The sequence below is a fragment of the Microbacterium kribbense genome (assembly GCF_039537285.1).
GTDB lineage: Bacteria > Actinomycetota > Actinomycetes > Actinomycetales > Microbacteriaceae > Microbacterium > Microbacterium kribbense.
In genome coordinates this window covers 345,782-367,172 of sequence record NZ_BAABAF010000008.1, presented here as the reverse complement: position 1 = coordinate 367,172, position 21,391 = coordinate 345,782, and the positions used below count along the sequence as shown (strand labels likewise).

20 protein-coding genes are annotated in these 21,391 nt (G+C 71.0%); 10 read left to right on the top strand and 10 right to left on the bottom strand.

The window, feature by feature from the left end:
- Nucleotides 1–8 precede the first annotated feature (8 nt).
- A complete protein-coding gene (locus tag ABD705_RS12830) occupies nucleotides 9–1,145 on the top strand; it encodes an alkaline phosphatase family protein (RefSeq protein ID WP_344784164.1) in 1,137 nt (378 codons plus the stop codon).
- On the opposite strand, the gene sepH is transcribed toward ABD705_RS12830, so the two are convergent.
- Entirely contained in the window at nucleotides 1,146–2,162 is a 1,017-nt protein-coding gene (sepH, locus tag ABD705_RS12825; protein ID WP_344784162.1) for a septation protein SepH, read from the bottom strand.
- Between the two features lie 219 nt (nucleotides 2,163–2,381).
- Between sepH and ABD705_RS12820 the strand changes: the two genes are divergently transcribed.
- Complete coding sequence (locus ABD705_RS12820) at nucleotides 2,382–2,675, top strand: DUF4193 domain-containing protein (RefSeq protein ID WP_344784160.1); 294 nt, start codon at nucleotides 2,382–2,384, stop codon at nucleotides 2,673–2,675.
- Nucleotides 2,676–2,680: 5 nt separating this feature from the next.
- On the opposite strand, the gene ABD705_RS12815 is transcribed toward ABD705_RS12820, so the two are convergent.
- The gene (locus tag ABD705_RS12815) at nucleotides 2,681–3,175 is read right to left on the bottom strand and encodes a DUF3093 domain-containing protein (protein WP_344784158.1); all 495 of its coding nucleotides are present in this window, start codon (nucleotides 3,173–3,175) and stop codon (nucleotides 2,681–2,683) included.
- Nucleotides 3,176–3,187: 12 nt separating this feature from the next.
- Here ABD705_RS12815 and dut point away from each other — a divergent pair, with 12 nt between their 5' ends.
- The 6 genes from dut to dxs all read left to right on the top strand — a co-directional run bounded on the left by dut (nucleotide 3,188) and on the right by dxs (nucleotide 10,533).
- Nucleotides 3,188–3,643: a dUTP diphosphatase gene (dut, locus tag ABD705_RS12810; protein ID WP_344784156.1), complete on the top strand. Its 456-nt coding sequence runs from the start codon at nucleotides 3,188–3,190 to the stop codon at nucleotides 3,641–3,643.
- Nucleotides 3,640–4,236, top strand: a complete 597-nt coding sequence (locus ABD705_RS12805; protein ID WP_344784155.1) for a DUF3710 domain-containing protein — start codon at nucleotides 3,640–3,642, stop codon at nucleotides 4,234–4,236. The genes dut and ABD705_RS12805 overlap by 4 nt, the downstream gene beginning before the upstream one ends.
- A complete protein-coding gene (locus ABD705_RS12800; RefSeq protein ID WP_425562080.1) occupies nucleotides 4,233–5,030 on the top strand; it encodes a DUF3159 domain-containing protein in 798 nt (265 codons plus the stop codon). Before ABD705_RS12805 ends, ABD705_RS12800 begins: the two co-directional genes overlap by 4 nt.
- Nucleotides 5,031–5,182: 152 nt before the next feature.
- On the top strand, nucleotides 5,183–7,987 hold the full coding sequence (gene acnA / locus ABD705_RS12795; protein ID WP_344784153.1) for an aconitate hydratase AcnA: 2,805 nt from the start codon (nucleotides 5,183–5,185) through the stop codon (nucleotides 7,985–7,987).
- Between the two features lie 29 nt (nucleotides 7,988–8,016).
- Nucleotides 8,017–8,484, top strand: a complete 468-nt coding sequence (locus tag ABD705_RS12790; protein ID WP_344784151.1) for a hypothetical protein — start codon at nucleotides 8,017–8,019, stop codon at nucleotides 8,482–8,484.
- A gap of 87 nt (nucleotides 8,485–8,571) precedes the next feature.
- Nucleotides 8,572–10,533, top strand: a complete 1,962-nt coding sequence (dxs, locus tag ABD705_RS12785) for a 1-deoxy-D-xylulose-5-phosphate synthase (protein WP_344784149.1) — start codon at nucleotides 8,572–8,574, stop codon at nucleotides 10,531–10,533.
- Nucleotides 10,534–10,616: 83 nt separating this feature from the next.
- Here dxs and ABD705_RS12780 read toward each other — a convergent pair whose 3' ends face one another.
- From ABD705_RS12780 to ABD705_RS12765, 4 genes are all read right to left on the bottom strand, one after another.
- The gene (locus ABD705_RS12780; protein WP_344784147.1) at nucleotides 10,617–12,788 is read right to left on the bottom strand and encodes a 3-hydroxyacyl-CoA dehydrogenase NAD-binding domain-containing protein; all 2,172 of its coding nucleotides are present in this window, start codon (nucleotides 12,786–12,788) and stop codon (nucleotides 10,617–10,619) included.
- 11 nt (nucleotides 12,789–12,799) lie between these two features.
- Nucleotides 12,800–14,002: a thiolase family protein gene (locus ABD705_RS12775; protein WP_344784145.1), complete on the bottom strand. Its 1,203-nt coding sequence runs from the start codon at nucleotides 14,000–14,002 to the stop codon at nucleotides 12,800–12,802.
- A gap of 74 nt (nucleotides 14,003–14,076) precedes the next feature.
- Nucleotides 14,077–15,273 (bottom strand): ribonuclease D, encoded by a 1,197-nt coding sequence (locus ABD705_RS12770; protein WP_344784143.1) that lies wholly within the window; start codon nucleotides 15,271–15,273, stop codon nucleotides 14,077–14,079.
- Complete coding sequence (locus ABD705_RS12765) at nucleotides 15,266–15,847, bottom strand: DUF3000 domain-containing protein (RefSeq protein ID WP_344784141.1); 582 nt, start codon at nucleotides 15,845–15,847, stop codon at nucleotides 15,266–15,268. Before ABD705_RS12765 ends, ABD705_RS12770 begins: the two co-directional genes overlap by 8 nt.
- A 25-nt stretch (nucleotides 15,848–15,872) precedes the next feature.
- Here ABD705_RS12765 and ABD705_RS12760 point away from each other — a divergent pair, with 25 nt between their 5' ends.
- On the top strand, nucleotides 15,873–17,099 hold the full coding sequence (locus ABD705_RS12760) for an alpha/beta hydrolase family protein (protein WP_344784139.1): 1,227 nt from the start codon (nucleotides 15,873–15,875) through the stop codon (nucleotides 17,097–17,099).
- On the opposite strand, the gene ABD705_RS12755 is transcribed toward ABD705_RS12760, so the two are convergent.
- Together ABD705_RS12755 and ABD705_RS12750 are read right to left on the bottom strand one after the other, a co-directional pair.
- Nucleotides 17,062–17,757 (bottom strand): response regulator, encoded by a 696-nt coding sequence (locus ABD705_RS12755; protein WP_344784138.1) that lies wholly within the window; start codon nucleotides 17,755–17,757, stop codon nucleotides 17,062–17,064. The genes ABD705_RS12760 and ABD705_RS12755 overlap by 38 nt on opposite strands.
- The gene (locus ABD705_RS12750) at nucleotides 17,754–18,950 is read right to left on the bottom strand and encodes a sensor histidine kinase (RefSeq protein WP_344784136.1); all 1,197 of its coding nucleotides are present in this window, start codon (nucleotides 18,948–18,950) and stop codon (nucleotides 17,754–17,756) included. Before ABD705_RS12750 ends, ABD705_RS12755 begins: the two co-directional genes overlap by 4 nt.
- A 214-nt stretch (nucleotides 18,951–19,164) precedes the next feature.
- Here ABD705_RS12750 and ABD705_RS12745 point away from each other — a divergent pair, with 214 nt between their 5' ends.
- On the top strand, nucleotides 19,165–19,803 hold the full coding sequence (locus ABD705_RS12745; protein WP_344784134.1) for a hypothetical protein: 639 nt from the start codon (nucleotides 19,165–19,167) through the stop codon (nucleotides 19,801–19,803).
- A gap of 57 nt (nucleotides 19,804–19,860) precedes the next feature.
- Here ABD705_RS12745 and ABD705_RS12740 read toward each other — a convergent pair whose 3' ends face one another.
- Nucleotides 19,861–20,298, bottom strand: a complete 438-nt coding sequence (locus tag ABD705_RS12740; RefSeq protein WP_344784132.1) for a SufE family protein — start codon at nucleotides 20,296–20,298, stop codon at nucleotides 19,861–19,863.
- Nucleotides 20,299–20,320: 22 nt separating this feature from the next.
- A complete protein-coding gene (locus ABD705_RS12735; RefSeq protein ID WP_344784130.1) occupies nucleotides 20,321–21,226 on the bottom strand; it encodes a sulfurtransferase in 906 nt (301 codons plus the stop codon).
- Nucleotides 21,227–21,391 lie beyond the last annotated feature (165 nt).

Genomic DNA, 21,391 nt, shown 5'->3' with positions numbered 1-21,391 from the left:
TGGCCCCGATGTCTCTCAGCCTACCGGCGGACGCGCCGCACACCCGGAGCCTGGCCGGCATCCTGCCGGAGTTGGTGGCCGCTCTGGAGGGGCGTTCGCAGTGGCTTGCACCGGCTTCGGGCGCCATCGTGTTCGTCGTCGACGGCCTGGGCGCGCACAACCTGTCGGCCCGGTCCGGCCACGCGCGGTTCCTCACCGCCGCGCGAGCGCGCAAGGACGTCGCCCGCACTGTCTTCCCGTCCACGACGGCGGCCGCGCTGACCAGCCTGCTCACCGGCGTGCTGCCCGGACAGCACGGCGTCGTCGGCTACCGCGCCCTGGTGCCGGGCACCGACATCGTCGCCAACCAGCTCAAGGGCTGGGACGAAGGAGCCCTTGACCCGCTGATCTGGCAGCGCGCGCAACCGATCCTGGAAGCCGAGGCGGCGCGCGGCCGGCCGTGCTTCGTGGTCTCCAAGCCGGTCTTCGTGAACTCCGGTTTCACCGCGGCGACGCTGCGCGGGGCCGAGATGCATCCGGCCGGCACGGTGACCGAGCGGGCGATGATCGCCGCAGACCTCGTGGCACGCCATCCCGGCGCCCTCGTCTATGTGTACACGCCGGATCTGGATGCCGCCGGCCACAAATTCGGCTGGGAGTCCGACGAGTGGTCGGCGGCCCTCGAGCGCACCGACGCCGCGATCGGCCAGATGGCCGCGGCACTGCCGCCGGGCGCCGGCGCGATCGTCACGGCCGATCACGGCATGGTCGACGTGCCGCGGCATCGTCAGGTGCTGCTGGGCGACGGTGACGGCCTGACCGACGGGGTGCGGCACGTGGCGGGGGAGCCGCGGATGCTGCACCTGTATGCCGAGGACGGCCGAGCGTCGGGCGTGCTGGCGGCCTGGCGGGCGGCCGAAGGCGGGCGGTCCTGGGTGCTTGCGCGCGACGAGGCCATCGGCGCCGGCCTGTTCGGCACCGTCGACGACGCCGTGCGGGCCCGCATCGGCGACGTGCTGGTGGCCGCGCGCGCCGGTATCGCGTATTACGACGATCGCGTCGCCGACAAGAAGCCGCAGAACATGGTCGGCCAGCACGGCTCGCTCACGCCGGAGGAGCGCACCGTGCCGCTGGTGCGGCTCGGGGCGTTCGCGGCGGCGCGCTAGTCAGTTGTCTTCGGTGCGGGCGCCGAAGACGATCTCGTCCCACGACGGCATCGCCGGGCGGCCCTTGCGCCGGCCGTCGCCCGACGCCGAGGCCGGCGCGCGGTCGTCGTCCGCCGGTTCGTCGGCTGCGGGCGAGTCGACCTCGTAGCCCGGCTCCAGCGCGTCGAACAGCGCCACCGGCTGGGCCGGCTGCGGCTCATCCTCGAACGTGGGCAGCGGTGCCCGCTGACCGCGGCGGCGCCGCAGCGCCTCGAGCAGATCGGCGGTCTCACTGGTGGTGTGCGACTGCTCGGGCGCGCGCTTGATCGCGGCGTCCTGGGCTGCCGCGGACGCGGGAGAGGCCGCGGCCTCGGCCTCGGCGATCATCCGGCGCGGACCGAACGCGGAGCCCTCGAAGCTCGAGTCGTCCTTGGCGGGCGCGGTCTCCAGTGCCCGCAGTCGCGGGATGAGCCCGTCCGGCAGCGACCCCTGCCGCGACAGCGCGGTGGCGTCCGCGTTCAGCGGAGACAGGGTGCTGCGGCGCGGATCGAAGCTCCAGCGCGCATCATGGTCGACGTCGGCCGCGGTGAACTCCAGCTTGAGCACCCAGCCGGCGTCCTCCTTCCAGCTCGTCCAGCGCTCGCCCGACGCGCCGGCCTCGGTGAGCTTGGTGCGCACCGCACCGCCGAACGTGGGGGTGGCGTCGTCGAGGTCGCCGGCCAGCAGCACCGGCACCGCAAGGGCCTGGTCGACGATGTGCTCGCGCTCGGCCAGCACGGGGCTCTCGTATCGGGCGACATCCTCGAGGCTCACGTCCAGCGCCTCGGCGACCTCGGCGGCGGACAGGCCCGCACGGATGCGCGCCTGGATGTCGCGGGGGCTCGGCCTCGGCCCGCGGCGCTCCGGCTCATGCTGGCGGTGCGAGCGCTTCAGTTCTGCCCGCAGCACGCCGTCGACGGCCAATGTGAACCGCTGTCCGGACTCGGTCGCCAGGACGAGGGCGTCGTCTTCGGAGCCGATGACTCTGAGCTGTTCCATGGGAACCGCGCCTTTCCATCTGGGTGTTCGCCCATGTTCGCACGCACCCGGGCGCGGTGCGGGAATATCCCGGGCGCGCCGCCCGTTTCACCGCAGGATCAGGGCGTGGGGGCAGGGCGCAACCGGTCGCATTTGCGAAATGGCTCCGCGTCGTGCAAACTGTCGCCGCCCGCTTCGGGTATCGCGCACCACACCATGGGAAAGTAGAGACGTTCAGCAATGGCCACCGATTACGACGCACCCCGCAAGAACGAGGACGACAGCGAGTCGATCGAGGCCCTCAAGGAGCGCGTACCCGACAAGCTGTCGGGGTCGGTCGACGTCGACGACGCCGACAACCCTTCGGGCTTCGAACTGCCGGGCGCGGACCTGTCGGACCTCGAGCTCGATGTCGTCGTGCTGCCGCCGCAGCAGGATGAGTTCACCTGCGTGAGCTGCTTCCTCGTCAAGCACCGCTCACAGCTGGACCACGAAGACGCGCTCGGTCCGATCTGCGTCGACTGCGCCGCCTGAGCCGGTCAGCTGTGATCCGCCGTGGCCCGCTGGGCGCGGCGGATCGCCACCACGAGACGGTCGGGCGTGCGCGATGAGATCACCCAGACCGGTGCCGGGTCGTCGGGGTCGGTGACGGCCACCCGGGCCACGCCGTCGATGCCGCCGCGGATCAGATGCCAGGCGGCCCGCTCCAGCCCCGGGCCACGCAGGAACCGGGCCTGCGGGCCCGCATAGGCCTGCGCCTCGCCGAGCAGGTCGACCCCGATGTGGGCGCGCCCGGCGTACAGCACGCCGCCGCGCACCTCGATGCGGGGAGCGGTGCCGATCAGCAGTGCCACCACCCCGACGGCCACCAGCACGCCGACGGCCATGGCGAGCGTCTTGTCGAACGGCACGAAGACCATCATGGCCATCGGGGCGACCACCGCGGCGCTGACGATCACCCACAGCGATGGTGTCAGGCGCTCGTGATATCTGATGGCGGAGCCTGAAGTGGCGCCGGGAGTTGTCTTCTGCATTACCCTCGTTGAGTGACCGAAACCGTGGACGTCCCCATTATCGCCCCCGAGCTTCCGGCATACGCGCACCCGGGCGATGCCGGCGCGGATCTGGTCTCGACCGAGGCGCTGCGGCTGCAGCCCGGCCAGCGCGCGCTGGTGGGCACCGGCGTGCGCATCGCCCTGCCGGACGGCTACGTCGGGTTCGTCGTGCCGCGCAGCGGCCTGGCCACCCGGCATGGCATCACGATCGTCAACTCACCGGGGACGGTGGATGCCGGCTACCGCGGCGAGCTGAAGGTGACGCTGCTGAACACCGACGCGAGCGAGCCCTACGACATCGCCCCGGGCGATCGCATCGCACAGCTGATCGTGATGCCGGTCTCGCGCGCGCGGTTCATCCCGGTCGACGAGCTGGACGAGACCGCGCGCGGCGCGCGCGGGTTCGGCTCCACCGGCTACCAGAACGAAGCGAGGATCTCCTCATGACCGATGCCACCCCGGCTGCCGCCGCCGGCAAGTCCGCCCCCGAGGACCGCGCCACGGCCGGCCCGTTCGACGACTCCGAGGCCAATCCCGTCCAGCCGTTCATCGACCTGGGTGGAATCAAGATCCTGCCGCGGGCGGGCCTGAACCTGCGCCTGGAGGTCGAGGAGCAGTCGCAGCGCATCGTCGCGGTCGGCCTGGACTACGCCGACTCGACGCTGCAGGTGCAGCCGTTCGCGGCACCGCGCTCGAGCGGGCTGTGGGACGAGACCCGCGAGCAGATCCGCCAGCAGGTGCGCGAGCAGGGCGGCCGCGTCGAGGAGCGCGACGGCCCGCTGGGCGCGGAGCTGCTCGCCGAAGTGCCGGTGGCGGCCCCTGACGGCACCACCGGACGCCGCCTGGCGCGCTTCGTCGGCGTCGACGGCCCGCGCTGGTTCCTGCGCGGCGTGGTCGGGGGAGCGGCCACCAGTGACGTGGCTGCCGCGGCGCAGGTCGAGGACCTGTTCCGCTCGATCGTCGTCGTGCGCGGCGGCTCGCCGATGCCCCCGCGCGACCTGATCCCGCTGAAGATGCCGTCCACGCCGGGCGCGGCGTGAGCGCAGCCGACGCCCGCGGCAACGACCCGCATGAGACAGCCGCCGACGACGAGCCGGATGCTGCGCGCGACGCCGGGCAGCCGGCGGCATCCGAGCTGATCGGCGCGGCCCTCGGCGGCGCGGCGCGGCGCGCGGGGCTGGACCCCGCGCAGGCCACCAGCACCGGGCACCTGGTCTGGCGTGCCATGGGCGGCTGGCGCGGCATCCTCGAATCGGTGCTGCCCACCCTCGTGTTCATCGTCGTGTGGACGGTCACCGTCGATCCCGCCACCGGCCAGGGCAACCTGTGGCTGGCGGTCGGACTGTCGGTCGGGCTCGCCGTCGTGTTCACGCTCGCCCGGCTGATCGGCCGGTCGCCCGCGGCCGCCGCGCTCGGCGGGCTCATCGCGACCGCCGCCGCCGCCGGGCTCGCGCTGTGGACCGGCCGCGCCGCCGACAACTTCATTCTGGGCCTGGTCACCAACGGCGCCTACGGCACTGCAGCGCTCGTCTCGGCCCTGATCGGCTGGCCGCTGATCGGCCTGGCCGTCGGCTGGCTCATGAACGACGGCACGGCATGGCGGCAGGACGCCCGCAAGCGGCGTGTCTTCTTCTGGCTGACGATCGGGTGGGCGGGGCTGTTCGCGTTGCGCCTGGCCGTCGAGCTGCCGCTGTTCCTGACCGACCAGGTCACGGCCCTGGGCACCCTGAAGCTGATCATGGGACTGCCGCTGTTCGCGCCCATGGTGGCGGTCACCTGGCTCGCCGTGCGCGGGCTGTACCCGAAGGCGGACGCCGGCGCGTCCGACGTGTAGCGGCGCGGGGCGGATGCTATATTTATCTTGACATCAAGATAAATTGCCCGCTCGCGATGAGGTCGCCCTCACTGGCGCTCCGCGCCCGAGCGGGACAGGATGGGGACCGCGGGCGCTGGCCCGACCACCCTCCGCCGACGAAGGAGCCAGACGTGTCCACGGTTGACAGCTTCGGTGCCAAGAGCACCCTGACGGTCGGCAGCACCGACTACGAGATCTACCGCATCGACGCCGTCGACGGCTATGCGAAGCTCCCGTACAGTCTGAAGGTGCTGCTGGAGAACCAGCTGCGCACCGAGGACGGCAAGAACGTGACGGCATCCCAGATCCGGGCCCTGGGCGACTGGGACCCGCAGGCGGAGCCCGACACCGAGATCCAGTTCACGCCGTCGCGCGTGCTCATGCAGGATTTCACCGGTGTGCCCTGCATCGTCGACCTCGCCACGATGCGCGAGGCGATGGTCGACCTGGGCGGCGACCCGACCAAGATCAACCCGCTCTCACCGTCCGAGCTGGTCATCGACCACTCCGTCATCGCGGACCTGTTCGGCACGCCGGACTCCTTCCAGCGCAACGTCGAGATCGAGTACCAGCGCAACGGCGAGCGGTACCAGTTCCTGCGCTGGGGCCAGACCGCCTTCGACGACTTCAAGGTCGTCCCCCCGGGGACCGGCATCGTGCACCAGGTCAACATCGAGTACCTGGCGCGGGTGACCTTCACCCGCGAGGTGGGCGGCGTGCTCCAGGCATACCCCGACAGCCTGGTCGGCACCGATTCGCACACCACGATGGTCAACGGGCTGGGGGTGCTCGGCTGGGGCGTCGGCGGCATCGAGGCCGAGGCGGCCATGCTCGGCCAGCCCGTGTCGATGCTGATCCCGCGCGTGGTCGGCTTCAAGCTGTCCGGCGAGATCCCCGCAGGCGTCACCGCCACCGACGTCGTGCTGAACATCACCGACATGCTGCGCCGGCACGGCGTCGTCGGCAAGTTCGTCGAGTTCTACGGCGCCGGCGTCGCCTCCGTGCCGCTGGCCAACCGCGCCACTATCGGCAACATGAGCCCCGAGTTCGGCTCCACCGCCGCGATCTTCCCGATCGACGACGTCACGCTGGACTACCTGCGGCTGACCGGCCGCAGCGAAGAGCAGGTCGATCTGGTGCGCGCCTACGCGCACGAGCAGCACCTGTGGCACGACCCGGGCGCCGAACCGGTGTTCAGCGAGTACCTCGAGCTGGACCTGTCCACCGTGGTCCCCTCCATCGCCGGGCCCAAGCGCCCGCAGGACCGCATCCTGCTGTCCGAGTCGAAGCAGCGCTTCGAGAAGGACCTGCTCAACTACGCCGACGTCGAGCACGACCTGGTCGACCTCGAGGTGTCCGAGTCGTTCCCGGCATCCGACCCGCCCTCGAACACGCCCGAGGACGCGCACAGCGAGCACCACCATCACCACCGCTCGCACGCGCCGGCCACGGCCTCGCACCCGACCCCGGTCGAGCTGGCCGACGGTGAGAAGTTCACGATCGACCACGGCGCGGTCACGATCGCCGCGATCACCTCGTGCACCAACACCTCCAACCCGTCCGTGATGCTCGCGGCGGGCCTGCTGGCCCGCAATGCGGCGCACAAGGGTCTGAAGGTGAAGCCGTGGGTCAAGACCACACTGGCCCCGGGCTCGAAGGTCGTCACCGAGTACTACAACAAGTCGGGGCTGACCGAGGACCTCGAGAAGCTCGGCTTCTACACGGTCGGCTACGGCTGCACCACGTGCATCGGCAACTCCGGTCCGCTGATCGAGGAGATCTCGGCCGCCGTAGGCCGGAGCGACCTGGCGGTGACCGCGGTGCTCAGCGGCAACCGCAACTTCGAAGGCCGGATCAACCCGGACGTGAAGATGAACTACCTCGCCTCGCCGCCGCTGGTGATCGCCTACGCCCTGGCCGGCACGATGAACTTCGACTTCGAGGCCGACGCGCTGGGCACCGACACCGATGGGCAGGACGTCTTCCTGAAGGACATCTGGCCCGCCGCCGACGAGGTGGAGGCGACCATCGAGTCGTCGATCGACACCGAGATGTTCACCCGCGAATACGCGTCGGTGTTCGACGGCGACGACCGCTGGCGTGCGCTGCCGACGCCGGTGGGCGCGACCTTCGAGTGGGCGGATGCCTCGACCTACGTGCGCAAGCCCCCGTACTTCGAGGGCATGACCGCCGAGCCCCAGCCGGTCACCGACATCGCCGGTGCGCGCGTGCTGGCCAAGCTCGGCGACTCGGTGACCACCGACCACATCTCGCCGGCCGGATCGATCAAGGCCGACAGTCCGGCCGGTCGCTACCTGACCGAGCACGGTGTGGACCGCAGGGACTTCAACTCGTACGGCTCGCGTCGGGGCAACCACGAGGTGATGATCCGCGGCACGTTCGCGAACATCCGGCTGCGCAACCAGCTCCTGACCGACGTCGAGGGCGGCTACACGCGCGACTTCACGCGGGAGGACGGCCCGCAGGCGTTCATCTACGACGCGTCGCAGAACTACCAGTCGGCCGGCGTGCCGCTGGTGGTCCTGGCCGGCAAGGAGTACGGCTCCGGCTCGTCGCGCGACTGGGCGGCCAAGGGCACCACGCTGCTGGGCGTGCAGGCGGTCATCGCCGAGAGCTTCGAGCGCATCCACCGCTCGAACCTGATCGGCATGGGCGTCATCCCGCTGCAGTTCCCGGCCGGCCAGAGCGCCGACAGCCTGGGGCTGGACGGCACCGAGGAGTTCGCGATCACCGGCATCGAGCAGCTCAACGACGGCGCCACGCCCAAGACCGTGCACGTGGTCGCCACGGCGACCGACGGCTCCGGTCGGGCGCCCGTCGAGTTCGACGCCGATGTGCGCATCGACACACCCGGTGAGGCCGACTACTACCGCAACGGCGGCATCCTGCAATACGTGCTGCGTTCGCTGGTCTGATCGGCGCCGCACTGATTACTGTGGAGGACATGCAGCCACGTTCACGTCTGCCCGGGGCGCTCATCGCCGTGGGCGGCGTGGTCGTCGTCGCCTGGGTCGTCTTCGGCCGTGCGCTGTTCGGCGTCGCGGGGCAGCTGACCGTCGTCTACCTGGTCACGCTGGGCGTGCTGCTGGTCGTGCTGAACGCGTTCATCTCGGACAGCGTGATGCGCACCGCCCGGCGGGGCTTCCAGCACCGCCGCGCGACCTTCGCGATGCTGTTCGTCTCGTGGGGGTGCGCACTCGTGCTGGGGCTGCTGATCCCCGACATCACGACGGACGGGCTGCAGACCATTGCGACGGGGGCGAGCGAGCCCGGGCGTGGCATCGCGGTGGGCTTCGCCAACCCGTTCGGGGTCGTCATGGTGGTGTGCACGATCTGGGCGCTGGTGCTGGCCCGCGGCGACTCCAACGGCCGGGCGGACCGGCCGCACGTCGAGGAGGACGACGGCTACTGACCCGACGGCTTTCCGGGCCTGCGGCGGCGCGGGGTGCGGCTTAGGATGGAAGGCGCCCGAGCGACTGCCCGTGGCGGAAGGAGCCCGATGGCGATCCTGCCCACGATCTCCGGTCCCCGCGACCTCGATGCGCTCTCGACGGCGCAGCTGAGGCAGCTCGCCGCCGAGATCCGCGGCTTCCTGATCGACAACGTCGCGCGCACCGGCGGACACCTGGGGCCGAACCTGGGCGTCGTCGAGCTGACCATCGCGATCCACCGCGTGTTCGACTCGCCCGGCGACCCGATCGTCTTCGACACCGGCCACCAGTCCTACGTGCACAAGCTGCTCACCGGCCGCCAGGACTTCTCGCAGCTGCGTGCCCGCGGGGGGCTGGCCGGCTACCCCCAGCGGGCGGAGAGCCCGCACGACGTCGTGGAGTCCTCGCACGCCTCCAGCTCGCTGAGCTGGGCCGACGGCATCTCGCGCGCCTTCGCGCGCACCGGCCGCCGCGACCGGCACGTCGTGGCCGTCGTCGGCGACGGCGCGCTGACCGGCGGCATGACGTGGGAGGCGCTGAACAACATCTCGGACGACAACGACCGCAATCTGGTGATCGTCGTCAACGACAACGGCCGCTCCTACGCGCCCACGATCGGCGGGATGGCGCGGTATCTGAACCGGGTGCGCACGGCGCAGACCTACCGGCAGCTCGACGAGGGGTCGGCGAACCTGTTCCGACGGTTCGGCCCGGCCGGACGCGCGCTGCACCGCGGTCTGCGCGGCGGTACGCGCGGCTTCCTGTCCCGCTTCACCGGCAACGAGGCGCTGTACTCGAACCTCGACATCAAATACCTCGGCCCGATCGACGGACACGACCTGCCGACCCTGATCGAGACGCTGCGCCTGGCCAAGCAGTACGGCGCCCCGGTGATCGTGCACGCCATCACCGAGAAGGGCCGCGGCTACGGCCCGGCGCGCCACGACGAGGCCGACCAGTTCCACGCGGTCGGGCGGATCGACCCGCGCACCGGGGCCGCACTGGGCTCGGGGTCTGCGACCAGCTGGACCGAGGTGTTCGGCGCCGAGCTTGCCGAGATCGGCGCGCAGCGCGCCGACGTCGTGGCGGTGACCGCCGCGATGCTGCGCCCGACCGGGCTGCTGCCGTTCGCACAGCGCTTCGCCGACCGCGTGCACGACGTCGGCATCGCCGAGCAGCATGCCGTGGCCTCGGCGGCGGGGCTCGCTTACGGCGGCCTGCACCCGGTGGTGGCGCTGTACGCCACGTTCGTGAACCGGGCGTTCGACCAGATGCTGATGGATGTCGGTCTGCACCATGCCGGCGTCACGTTCGTGCTCGACCGCGCCGGCGTGACCGGTCCGGACGGCCCCAGCCACCATGGCATCTGGGACCTCGCGACGCTGCAGCTGGTGCCTCACATCAGGATCGCCGCTCCGCGCGACGCCGAGCGGCTGCGGGAGGAGCTGCGTGAAGCCGTCGCCACCGACGACGGCCCGACCGTGCTGCGCTACCCCAAGGGCGCCGTCAGCGCGCCGCTGCCGGCTCTGGAGCGTCTGCCGGACGGCGTGGACGTGCTGGCGCGCGGCGAGAGCGCGGACGTGCTGCTGATCGGCATCGGCCCGATGGCGCACACGGCGATGGATGTCGCGGCTGCCCTGCGGGCGCAGGGCATCGGCGCGACCGTGATCGACCCGCGCTGGGTCGTGCCGGTCGCCCCCTCGGTGACGCAGCTGGCGGCATCCCACCGCCTCGTCGTCACGATCGAGGACGGCATCCGGGTCGGCGGCATCGGCACCCGGATGCGGCAGGTGCTGCGCGAGGCCGGGGTGGACACCGCCGTGAGCGAGCTGGGCCTGCCCGATGAGTTCATCCCGCACGCCAGCCGGGACCAGATCCTCGCCGACGCGGGCCTGACCGCGCCGCAGATCGCCCAGGACATCGTGGCCCAGGTGCTCGGCACCCGCGTGCCGGTCGCGCGGCGATCCGGCCAGGCCGAGCCCGACTGGAACGCCGAGATCTCACCGAGACCGCGCAATCTGCGTCGCTGAGCCGTGTGCGGGCGCAGTTCGCGCGTTCTCGGCGAGCACCCGGTTCTCGGCGGGCGCCGGGCACGGCGTGCGCGCCGGGCGGGTCAGCCGCCGATGCCGACGATCTTCGGGTCGTGGAAGGGCGCGCCGGACACCCGCTCGGAGGCGCCCTCGCGGTCGAGGTACGGCGACGCACCGCCGTCGATGAACGGCCAGCCGGCGCCGAGGATCAGGCACAGGTCGATGTCTTCGACCTCGGGCACCACGCCTTCGGTGAGCATCAGGTGCATCTCGCGGGCCAGATGGTCTTGCACGCGACGCAGGATCTCGTCCTCGGCGACCGGGGAGGTGCCGACGGCACCCTTCAGCACCTTCTGCGCAGCCTTGGTCCAGCCGGTGACGCGACCGTTCTTGTCCTTCTCGACGACCTGCGGCAGGTCGGCCAGCTCGTGGAAGTTCGCCGACGCGAAGAACCGATCCGGGAACGCGTGCGCCATCGTGTCCTGCACGTGGGCGGCGACCTTCCAGCCCACCAGATCGATCAGCTGGAACGGCGTCATCGGCAGCCCGAGCGGAGCGAACGCCTTCTCGACGGTCAGCAGCGGGGTGCCCTCGTACAGTGCCCGCGCGGCCTCGCCCATCACGCCCGCCAGCAGCCGGTTGACGACGAAGCCGGGGGCGTCGGCGGTGCGCACGGCGCTCTTGCCGAGCCCGCGCGCGACCACGAACGCCGTGGACAGCGCGGCATCCGTGCTCTGCGGGGTCGCCACGATCTCGATCAGCGGCATCACGGCGACCGGGTTGAAGAAGTGGAAGCCGATCAGCCGCTCGGGGTGCGCGAGCTTCGACCCGATCTCGGCGACCGACAAAGACGACGTGTTGGTGGCCAGGATCGCGTCTTCGGCGATGATCTGCTCGATCTCGCCGAACACCTGCTGCTTGACGCCGACCTCTTCGAAGACCGCCTCGATGACGAAGTCGCAGTCGGCGTATTCGCTCTTGTCGGTCGTGCCGTGGATGAGCCCGCGCAGCTTGTTCGCCGTGTCGGAGTCGATCCGGCCCTTCGCGGCGAGCTTGTCGATCTCGTCGCCGATGTAGGCCAGGCCCTTGTCCACGCGCGCCTGGTCGAGGTCGGTGATCAGCACCGGGACCTGCAGCTTGCGCACGAACAGCAGGGCGAACTGGCTGGCCATCAGGCCCGCGCCGATCACGCCCACCATCGTGACCTTGCGGGCCAGGGCCTTGTCGGGGGCGCCGACGGGGCGCTTGGCGCGCTTCTGCACGAGGTCGAAAGCATACATGGATGCCGCGAACTGGTCGCCGACGACCAGTTCGGACAGCTCCTCGTCTTCGCGGGCGAAGCCGGCGGCCTTGTCCTTGCGCGAGTTGCCGCTGCGGGCCTTCTCCAGCAGCTCGAGGGCGGCATAGGGGGAGCGGGGCACCGTGCCGATGCGCGCCTGCAGCATGCCGCGGGCGATCTTGATCGCCGCCGGCCACTTCACGGTGCGCTCGATGCGCCCCGGCTCGTTCTTGCGCTCCACCGTGATCTGGCCGCCGAGCACCTGGTCGGCCCAGCGCAGCGAGTCCTCGAGGAAGTTCGCCGCTCCGAAGATCGCGTCGAAGATGCCGTAGTCGAACGCCTGCTGCGGGCGCAGCATCCGGTTCTGCTTGAGCGGGTTGGAGACGACGACCTCGAGTGCGTTCTCGATGCCGATCAGATTCGGCAGCAGGCAGGCGCCGCCCCAGCCGGGGATGATGCCCAGGAACACCTCGGGCAGCGCGATGGCCGCCGCGGATGCGTCCACCGTCCGGTAGGACGAGTTCAGCGCGATCTCCAGACCCCCGCCGAGGGCGAGGCCGTTCACGAACGCGAACGTGGGCACGCCCAGCGCACCGAGCATGCCGAGCACCTGGTGGCCGCGCTGGGCGATCAGCTTCGCGTTCGCCTTCGAGTCGAGCCGTGAGATGTCGGACAGGTCGGCGCCGGCGGCCAGGATGTACTGCTTGCCGGTGATGCCGACCGCCTGGATCTGGCCGGAGGCGGCCCGCTGTGCGAGGCCGGTGAGGGTCTGGTGCAGCTCGGCCAGCGTGGCCGGGCCGAGCGTGTTGGGGCGGCGGTGGTCACGGCCGTTGTCCAGCGTGATCAGAGCGAGCGTCTTGCCGGAGGACAGGCGCACGTCCTGCACGGGGGAGTGCGTGACGACCTCGTCCGCCGCGAAGGCGTCCAGCGGGGTGAAGTCGACGTCGGCGTACTGTGCGGATATCGGGTCGGTCATGTCGGCGCCGCTCACTTCTTCTTGCCGTCGTAGTAGGGGTTCTCCCAGATGACCGAGCCGCCCTGGCCCAGGCCCACGCACATCGCGTTGAGCCCATAGCGCACGTCGGGCCGCTCGGCGAACTGGGCGGCGAGCTGGATCATCAGCCGCACGCCGGTGGCCGCCAGCGGGTGGCCGACGGCGATCGCACCGCCCCACTGGTTGACGCGTGGGTCGTCATCGGCGATGCCGAAGTGGTCCAGCAGTGAGATCACCTGGATGGCGAAGGCCTCGTTCAGCTCGAACAGGCCGATGTCGTCGATCGTCAGCCCCGCCTTGCGCAACGCCTTCTCGGTGGACGGGATCGGGCCGATGCCCATGATCTCGGGGGCGACGCCGGCGAACGCGAACGAGACGAGCTTCATCTTCGGCGCAAGGCCCAGCTCGCGCACGGCGTCGCCGCCGGCCAGCAGCGACATCGTCGCACCGTCGGTCAGCGGCGACGACGTGCCGGCGGTGACCCGGCCGTGTGGCCGGAACGGCGTCTTCAGGCCGGCCAGACCCTCCATCGTGGTCTCGGGCCTTCGCCCCTCGTCGACGGTCGCCAGGCCCCAGGCGCCGTCGGCGCCGCGCGTGGCCACCGGCACCAGATCGGGCTGGAACTTGTTCGCGTCGTAGGCCGCCTGCACCTTCTGCTGGCTGAGCATGCCGTATCGGTCGGCGCGCTCGCGCGTCAGGTGCGGGAACCGGTCGTGGATGCGCTCGGCCGTCACGCCCATGTTCAGCGCGGCCGGGTCGACCAGCTTCTCGGCCACGAAGCGCGGATTCGGGTCGGCATTGGCACCGATCGGGTGATGACCCATGTGCTCGACGCCGCCGGCGAGGGCCAGGTCGTACATTCCGGTGCCGATGGATGCCGACATCAGGGCGACGCTGGTCATCGCGCCGGCGCACATCCGGTCGATGGCGAGACCGGGCACCGACTCGGGCAGGCCCGCCAGCAGCGAGACGGTGCGGCCCAGGGTCAGCCCCTGGTCTCCGGTCTGGCTGGTCGCGGCCACGGCGACGTCGTCGATCCGCTCGCCGGGCACCTGCGGATTGCGCTCCATCAGCCCGATGGTCGTCTTCACGGCGAGGTCATCGGCGCGGGTGTTCCAGTACATGCCCTTCTCGCCGGCACGTCCGAACGGGGTGCGCATGCCATCGACGAAGAAGACGTCCGAGAGCTCGGCCACAATGCCTCCAAAACTAGGGAATGACCCCAGCCTAGGCAGTGCCCAGAGCCGGCCCCGAACCGGGTGTGCGCAACCTACGAAGCGTCCGCGGGGGCATCCTCGGCCACTTGCACGGAAGCGACAAAGGCATCGGCGATCAGCTGTGCAGTCTCTGCAATCTGCCACCGTCGCGCGCCCAGGTCCGCGAGCGCGTCGCCGATGGCCTCGGCCGTCGCGGGCTCGGGCGGCTGCCAGGCCACCCGGCGCAGCAGCTCGGGGGTCAGCAGGTTCTCGGCGGGCATCTGCAGCGCCTGCGCATGCGCCTCGACCACCGGCCGGGCGGCCTTGATGCGCTCGTCGGCCGCGGCGTTGCGGTCGCGCCACGCCCGCACCGGCGGCAGCCCGCCGCCGCCGAGCCGCTCCAGCGGCAGATCCGCCGCCGCGCGGCCGCGCTCGATCGCCGCCCACCAGCGGTCCAGCTGCGAACGGCTGGCCCGGCCGGTGAACTCGTGCACACCGGCGAGCTCGCCCTTCGAGCGCGGGTCGGCGCGCACCGCGGCCACCAGTGCACGGTCGGGCACCAGGCGGCCGGGCGAGACATCCTGCTGCTGCGCGAACTCCTCGCGCGCCTGCCACAACTCGCGGGCGACGGCGAACGCGCGCCGGCCGTGCAGCGTGTGCAGGCCGCTCAGGCGCCGCCACGGGTCTTCGCGCGCAGGCTTGGGCAGCCGGGTCAGCTCGGCGGCGAACTCTTCCTGCGCGAAGCCGATCTTCTGCTGCTGCACCAGCTCGGCATCCAGCGCATCGCGCACGTCGATCAGATGCAGCACGTCCAGCGCGGCGTACTCCAGCCAGGACTGGGGCAGCGGGCGGGTCGACCAGTCGGAGGCGGAGTGGGCCTTGGCCAGCGTGATGCCGAGGATCTCCTCGACGACCGCACCCAGGCCCACGTGCTCGTGGCCCAGCAGGCGCGCGGCCAGCTCGGTATCGAAGATCGTCCGGGGGACCAGCTCCAGCTCGCGCAGGGACGGCAGGTCCTGGCTGGCGGCGTGCAGCACCCATTCCTGGTCGGCCAGAACGTCCTGCAACGGCGCGAAGTCGCCGATCGCGGGCGGGTCGAACAGGAACACCCCGGCATCCCGCCGGTACATCTGCACCAGGTACGCCCGCTGCGAGTAGCGGTACCCGCTGGCCCGCTCGACGTCGACCGCGACCGGGCCGGTTCCTTCGGCCAGCGCCTGTGCCGCGTCGCGCAGGGCGCCGGCATCGGTCAGCACGTCATAGTCAGTCACGCATCATCCTCCGCGCCGTGAACACCTCGATACCCTCCGACCCCGGCGGCAGGCCGGCCAGCATGCAGACCAGCTCCGCCCACGCCTGTACGTGCGCGCCCATCTCGCCCTCGGGCGACCAGGACGCGCGCAGCTCGATCTGGGATCCGTCGCCCTCGGCGGCCAGCGAGCCGAAGCCCCGGGAGAGCGTCTTGGTGGCGGTGCCCGCGGCCGAGTGGTATCCGGCCTCGCGCGAGGCGAGGGCATCGACCAGCCACGACCAGGCGACGTCGGCAAGGAGTGGATCGCTGCCGATCTCAGGCTCGAGCGGAGCCTGTGCGAAACTCACGATACGCCATGGCCCGTCCCACCCATCCGGTTCGTCCGGATCGTGCAGCAGGACGAACCGGCCGGTGCCGTATTGCGACTGGCCGTCGGCCGCATCCGGGCGCACATCGGCGGCCAGCGCGAGCGCGAACGGGGCGAGGCCCGCGGGTGCGGCGATCTCACGCACGACGAGGTCCGACCGGAACGAGGCGGCGTGCACCTGCGCCGCAGCATGCTCGAAGGGCGTGGAGGGGAGAGGTTCTGCCACGCGGACAGACTAGAGTGAACCGTCGATGAAGCCTTCCAGGCGCGCCGCACCCGTCGGCGCCGAACCCGCACTCCGCACCGGTGTTCTCGCCGGTATCGTCGTCCTCGCCACCGCGCTGGCGGCCGTTGTGGCCGCCTGGGGGCTGGTGTCGCTGCGGATGGCCCGACTCGTGGTGCGGCCGGCCGAGCGCGTGCCCGACACCGAGATCGTCGGCCTGGACCTGGCGGCGCAGACGATCACCCTGGCGCGCACGCCCGATACGGCTCTGCCCGGCCGCTACGGTCTGTTCACCTCGGGCACCGAGTCGTACGTGAAGATCGGCACGGTGCTCAGCTCCGACGAGAAGACCGTCACGCGCAAACTGCTCACCGAGATCGGGCCCGATTCGCGGCTGCAGGGCGAAGCCGCCTTCAGCGGGTGGTATTACGACACTCCCGAGCAGCTGCATCTGCCGTTCAGCGACGAGCTGATCGGCTCGGCGATCGGAGCCTGCCCGGCATGGCTGTTCCCGGCCGACGCGCAGGCCGACACCTGGGTGATCGGCATCCACGGGCGCGGGACCAAGCGCGCCGAATGCCTGCGCGCGGTGCCGGTGATGACCGCGCTCGGATTCCCGATGCTGGTGGTCTCGTACCGCAACGACGGTGAAGCCCCGCGCACCCGCGGCGGCACCTACGCGCTGGGCGCGACGGAATGGCGCGACGTGGATGCCGCGATCGGCTTCGCGCTGCGCCGGGGCGCGCGCAGGGTCATCCTGATGGGCTGGTCGATGGGAGGAGCGATCGCGCTGCAGGCGGAGCTGACCTCGCCGCACCGGGACGCCATCGCGGGGCTCATTCTGGACTCGCCGGTCGTGGACTGGCGGGTCGTGCTGGACTACCAGGCGCACCAGCGCCGGCTTCCGGCGCCGGTCACAGACCTGGCGATGGAGGCCATCCAGACCGATTGGGCCAAGCCGCTGACCGGCTCGTCCGGGATTCCGCTGGACCGGCTGGATGTCGTGGAGCGCGCCGCCGAGCTCCGGCATCCGATTCTCATCCTGCACAGCGACGACGACGGCTTCGTGCCCTCGGATGCCTCGCACCGGCTGCTTCTGGCGCGCCCCGACCTCGTCGCGCTTGCGGTGTTCCAGGTCGCGCGGCACACCAAACTCTGGAACTACGACCCGCAGCGGTGGACCGACAGCATCCGGTCGTGGCTGTCGGCCCACCGGCTCAGCGCGGTGGACGCGTCCGAGGCACCTCAGCCGTAGGCTCGGCGACGCCGTGCTCGTAGGCGTAGATCACCGCGTGCACGCGATCGCGCAGTTCGAGCTTCGCGAGCACCCGGCCCACGTGCGTCTTCACCGTCGTCTCGGACACGAACAGCGCCCGGGCGATCTCGGCGTTGGTCAGTCCGCGGGCGAGCAGTCGCAGGATCTGCTGCTCGCGGGGTGTGAGCCGCGAGATCCTGCCCGTCGAATCCGCCGTCACCGGCGCCCGCTGCAGGAACGCCGCGATCACCCGCCGGGTGACGCTCGGGGCCAGCAGCGATTCACCGGCGTGCACCGAGCGGATGCCGGTGACCAGCAGCTCCGGCTCCACATCCTTCAGCAGGAAGCCGCTGGCACCGGCCCCCAGTGCGTCGTACACGTACTGGTCCATGTCGAAGGTCGTGAGCATCACGACGCGGGTGCCGTCGCCGATCGCCGGATCGGCGAGGATGCGCCGGGTCGCCTCGATGCCGTCGGTGCCGGGCATCCGCACATCCATGAGCACGATGTCGGGCTGCAGGAGCCGAGCCTGGGCGATCGCGTCGTCCCCGTCGACCGCGTCGCCGAGCACGGCGAAGTCGGGTTCGATCTCGAGGATCATGCGGAATCCGCGCCGCACGAGCGCCTGGTCGTCGGCGATGAGGATGCCGATGCTCACGCTGCGCCTCCGCCCGCCGCCGGCGCGGTGGTCTCCGGTGCGACGGCATCCCGGAGCGCGGCGTCCGGTGTGTACGGCAGCCGGGCGACGAGCTCGAACCCGCCCGCATCGCGCCGGTGGGCGATCAGCGTGCCACCGTACAGCGAGACGCGCTCCCGCATGCCGAGCAGACCGTGGCCGGGCTCGGGATGTGGAGCGACGGCCGCTCCGTCATCCTGGATCGTGATGACGATGCCCTCCGCTCCGCGGGTCACCGTCACGTCGACCCGGTGGGGCGAGTCGGCATGACGGAGCGTGTTCGTGAGGCCCTCCTGCGCGATGCGATACGCGGTCAGGCCCACCCCCGGCGGCGGGTCCGGTCCGTCGCCGGCCGTGTGCACCGCGACCGGGAGGCCGGCGGCCCGGAATTTCTCCGCCAGCGTCTCGAGCTGGTCCAGGCCTGGAGCAGGATGGCGGTCGATGTCGTCGTCGCCCTGGCGCAGCATCCCCACGACCCGCCGCATCTCGACCAGCGCCTCCCGTCCCACGGCCTCCACGGTCTCCAGCGCCTCGCGTTCGGCGACCTGATCCGCCGTGAGCCGGCGGCGCACCGCGGACGCCTGCACGGTCATCACGCTGACGCTGTGCCCGATCACATCGTGCAGCTCCCGGGCGATCCGGCTGCGCTCCTCGGCCGCCGCTCGCGCCTCCTGCTCGGTGCGCACGGCCCGCCGATGCGCGGCGTGCAGCATCTGGCTGCGCACGAGTGCGCCGATGAGCCAGGCCACGAGCCACGGCGAGAACCAGCCGAGCTGCTGCAGGCGCAGCAGCGGGGTGGTCGCGACGGGGTCGAAGCCGTCCCATGCGACCCACAGCACGGCAAGCAGCACGAGCCCCCACCACGATCTGCGCCGATCGAGGTAGCGACCGGTCGAGTAGCCGGCGACGATGCCCGGCAGGGCCACTCCGAGCCCCTCCGGTGCACCGAAGACGGCGAACTCCGCGACGCTGACGGCGGTGATCGCGGCCAGGCACCACAACGGTGCGACGCGGCGGATCACCAACAGCAGCCCCGTGATCACGTAGACAGCGGCCTCGGCGACCGGCGGCCCCTGCAGGTGGGTGGCGTTCACGCCCCAGAACGCCTCGACGATGCCCGAGACGGCAGCCGCGCCGGCGATCGTGAGGTCAAAAGCCCAGCTGGGAGGCTTCACGCTCTCACCGTACGACCTGGCCTGCGCGAGCGCATCATCCTCTGGCATGATCCCGGCGTCGTCGGCGCGGACTGCCTCGCCCGTGCGGACGACTGCGCCGGTCCGGTCGGGCGGCAGCAAGACCGTCACTGCGCAGGACGCGGGCAGCGGTGCCGGGCTCCTACCGTTCGGAGTGCGGCCCGATCTCCGGGTGGCTCACCCTCGGGAGGAACCAATGTCCACATCCATCGCCCCGCGCTCAGCGGGCATCGGCCTGCTCGTCTACGCCCTGGCGACGTTCGTCGCCTTCATGCTCTCGGGGGCACCCGGCGGCGACTACTCCGACACGAAAGTCGTCGGCTACATCGCTGCCGCGCATGCTCCCGTCGCCTTCATCGTCTGGTACATCGCCGCCCTGGGGGCTCTGGCACTGGTCGTGTTCGGCGCGGGACTGCGGAAGATCCCCGGCGTCGGGCAACCGCTGTCGGCGCTGGCCACCATCGGCGCCGCTCTCAGCGTGGCCGGATCGCTGCTGGCCGGGGGAGTCGCGGTCGGGATGTCAGAAGGCGGCAGCGTCGTGCGCGAGCAGACTCCGCATGCCGTGGTCTACCTCGTCACCGAGATCGGGAACCTGGCCGCAGTGTGCGGGCCGGCGCTGTGCGTCGGGGTCATCGCGATCGTGATCGCGATGCGCACCCGGATGCCGGTCTGGCTGCAGGTGGTCGCCGTGATCGGCGGCGTGTGCGGCATCCTGGCGCCGTTCTATCTCACGTACCTGCTCTACCTGCTCGCCGTGCTGGCGCTGGGCGTCGCGCTCCTGACCGGGCGGGCGGTGCGGGAGCGGATGCCGGAGCGCGCGTCATCCATCGTGTGACGGCGCTCCGCACGCAGGACGCACACCGGCCCGGGCAGCGCCCGAGCCGGTGTGCGTTCAGATCGAGGTAAGCGCCCGCACCTGGCGCTGCGCGCGCACCAGCATGCCGGTCATGCCCGACAGTCGCAGCGGCGAGACCGCGCGGGTCAGGCCCAGGCTCATCGCATAGTCGCTGGGAATGGCCAGCACCTCCTCGGCGGGCAGTCCGGAGATGCCCTGCACGAGGATGCTGGCGAACCCGCGGGTGGTGGGGGCCTCGGCCGGCGCCGTCGCGTGCAGCGCGACGATGCCGTCGTTGACCTCGGTGGCGATGAACACCGGCGACTGGCACTCGCTGACCCGCTCGTACATCTCGGGGTGGCCCTCGTAGCGGGCCGGGACCGCCGGCAGCTCCTGGGAGAACTCCAGCAGAAGCTGCAGGCGCTCCGGCTCGTCCAAGTCCAGGAACTCGTCCCGAATCTGTGCGAGGGCGTCCGGCAGGTGCGGTTCAGTCATCCTGCAATTGTCCCACGCGCGCTCAGCGGTCTGCCGGGATCTCGCCCGGCTCGGTGCCGGTTACGATCGGCACGCGCACGGCGGAGCCCCACTCGGTCCAGGAGCCGTCGTAGTTGCGCACATCCTCGAAGCCGAGCAGGTGCTGCAGCACGAACCAGGTGTGGCTCGAGCGCTCACCGATGCGGCAGTACGAGATGATCGGCACGCCGTCGGTCAGGCCGACCTCGGTGCGGTAGATCGCCTCGAGCTCGGGGCGGGCCTTGAACGTGCCGTCCTCGGCCACGGCGCGCTTCCACGGCACGCTCTTCGCGGTCGGGATGTGGCCGCCGCGCAGCGAGCTCTCCTGCGGGTAGTCGGGCATGTGCGTCTTCTCGCCGGTGTACTCCTCGGGCGAGCGCACGTCGATCAGCGGCTTGTCGAGGTTGGCCAGCACGTCCTCCTTGAACGCGCGCAGCTCGTTGTCGTCGCGCTCGACCACGGGGTACTCAGTGCGCTCGCGCACCGGGACCTCGGTGGTCACCGGCCGCTTCTCGGCCAGCCACAGGTCGCGGCCGCCGTCGAGCAGACGGACGTCCTCGTGACCGAACAATGAGAACACCCAGAGCGCGTATGCCGCCCACCAGTTGTTCTTGTCGCCGTAGATGACGATCGTGTCATCTCGCGAGATGCCCTTGCTGCTGAGCAGTTCGGCGAAGCCGGCACCGTCCAGGTAGTCGCGCACCACCGGGTCGTTCAGCTCGGTGTGCCAGTCCACCTTCACCGCGCCGGGGATGTGGCTGACCTCGTACAGCAGCACGTCCTCGTCGGACTCCACCACGACCAGGCCCGGCTGGCCGAGACGCTCCTGCAGCCAATCCGCCGTCACAAGTCGCCCCGGGTCGGCATACTCGCTGAACTTCGCAGACGACGTGTCGAGCTCTACTGCCATGGGTGTGCTCCTCTGAGAGAAATCCGGTCTTGTCGACGGCGTAGGGTTGATGCCGTCTCTTCCGAGATTAGCCGCCCGCTCGGGCGCCGAGCCCGTTCGTTCACACTCCGTCATGTTCTGGCATATGACGGAGTGTCCGCCCCGCAGGAGCAGCAGCGTTGTCCA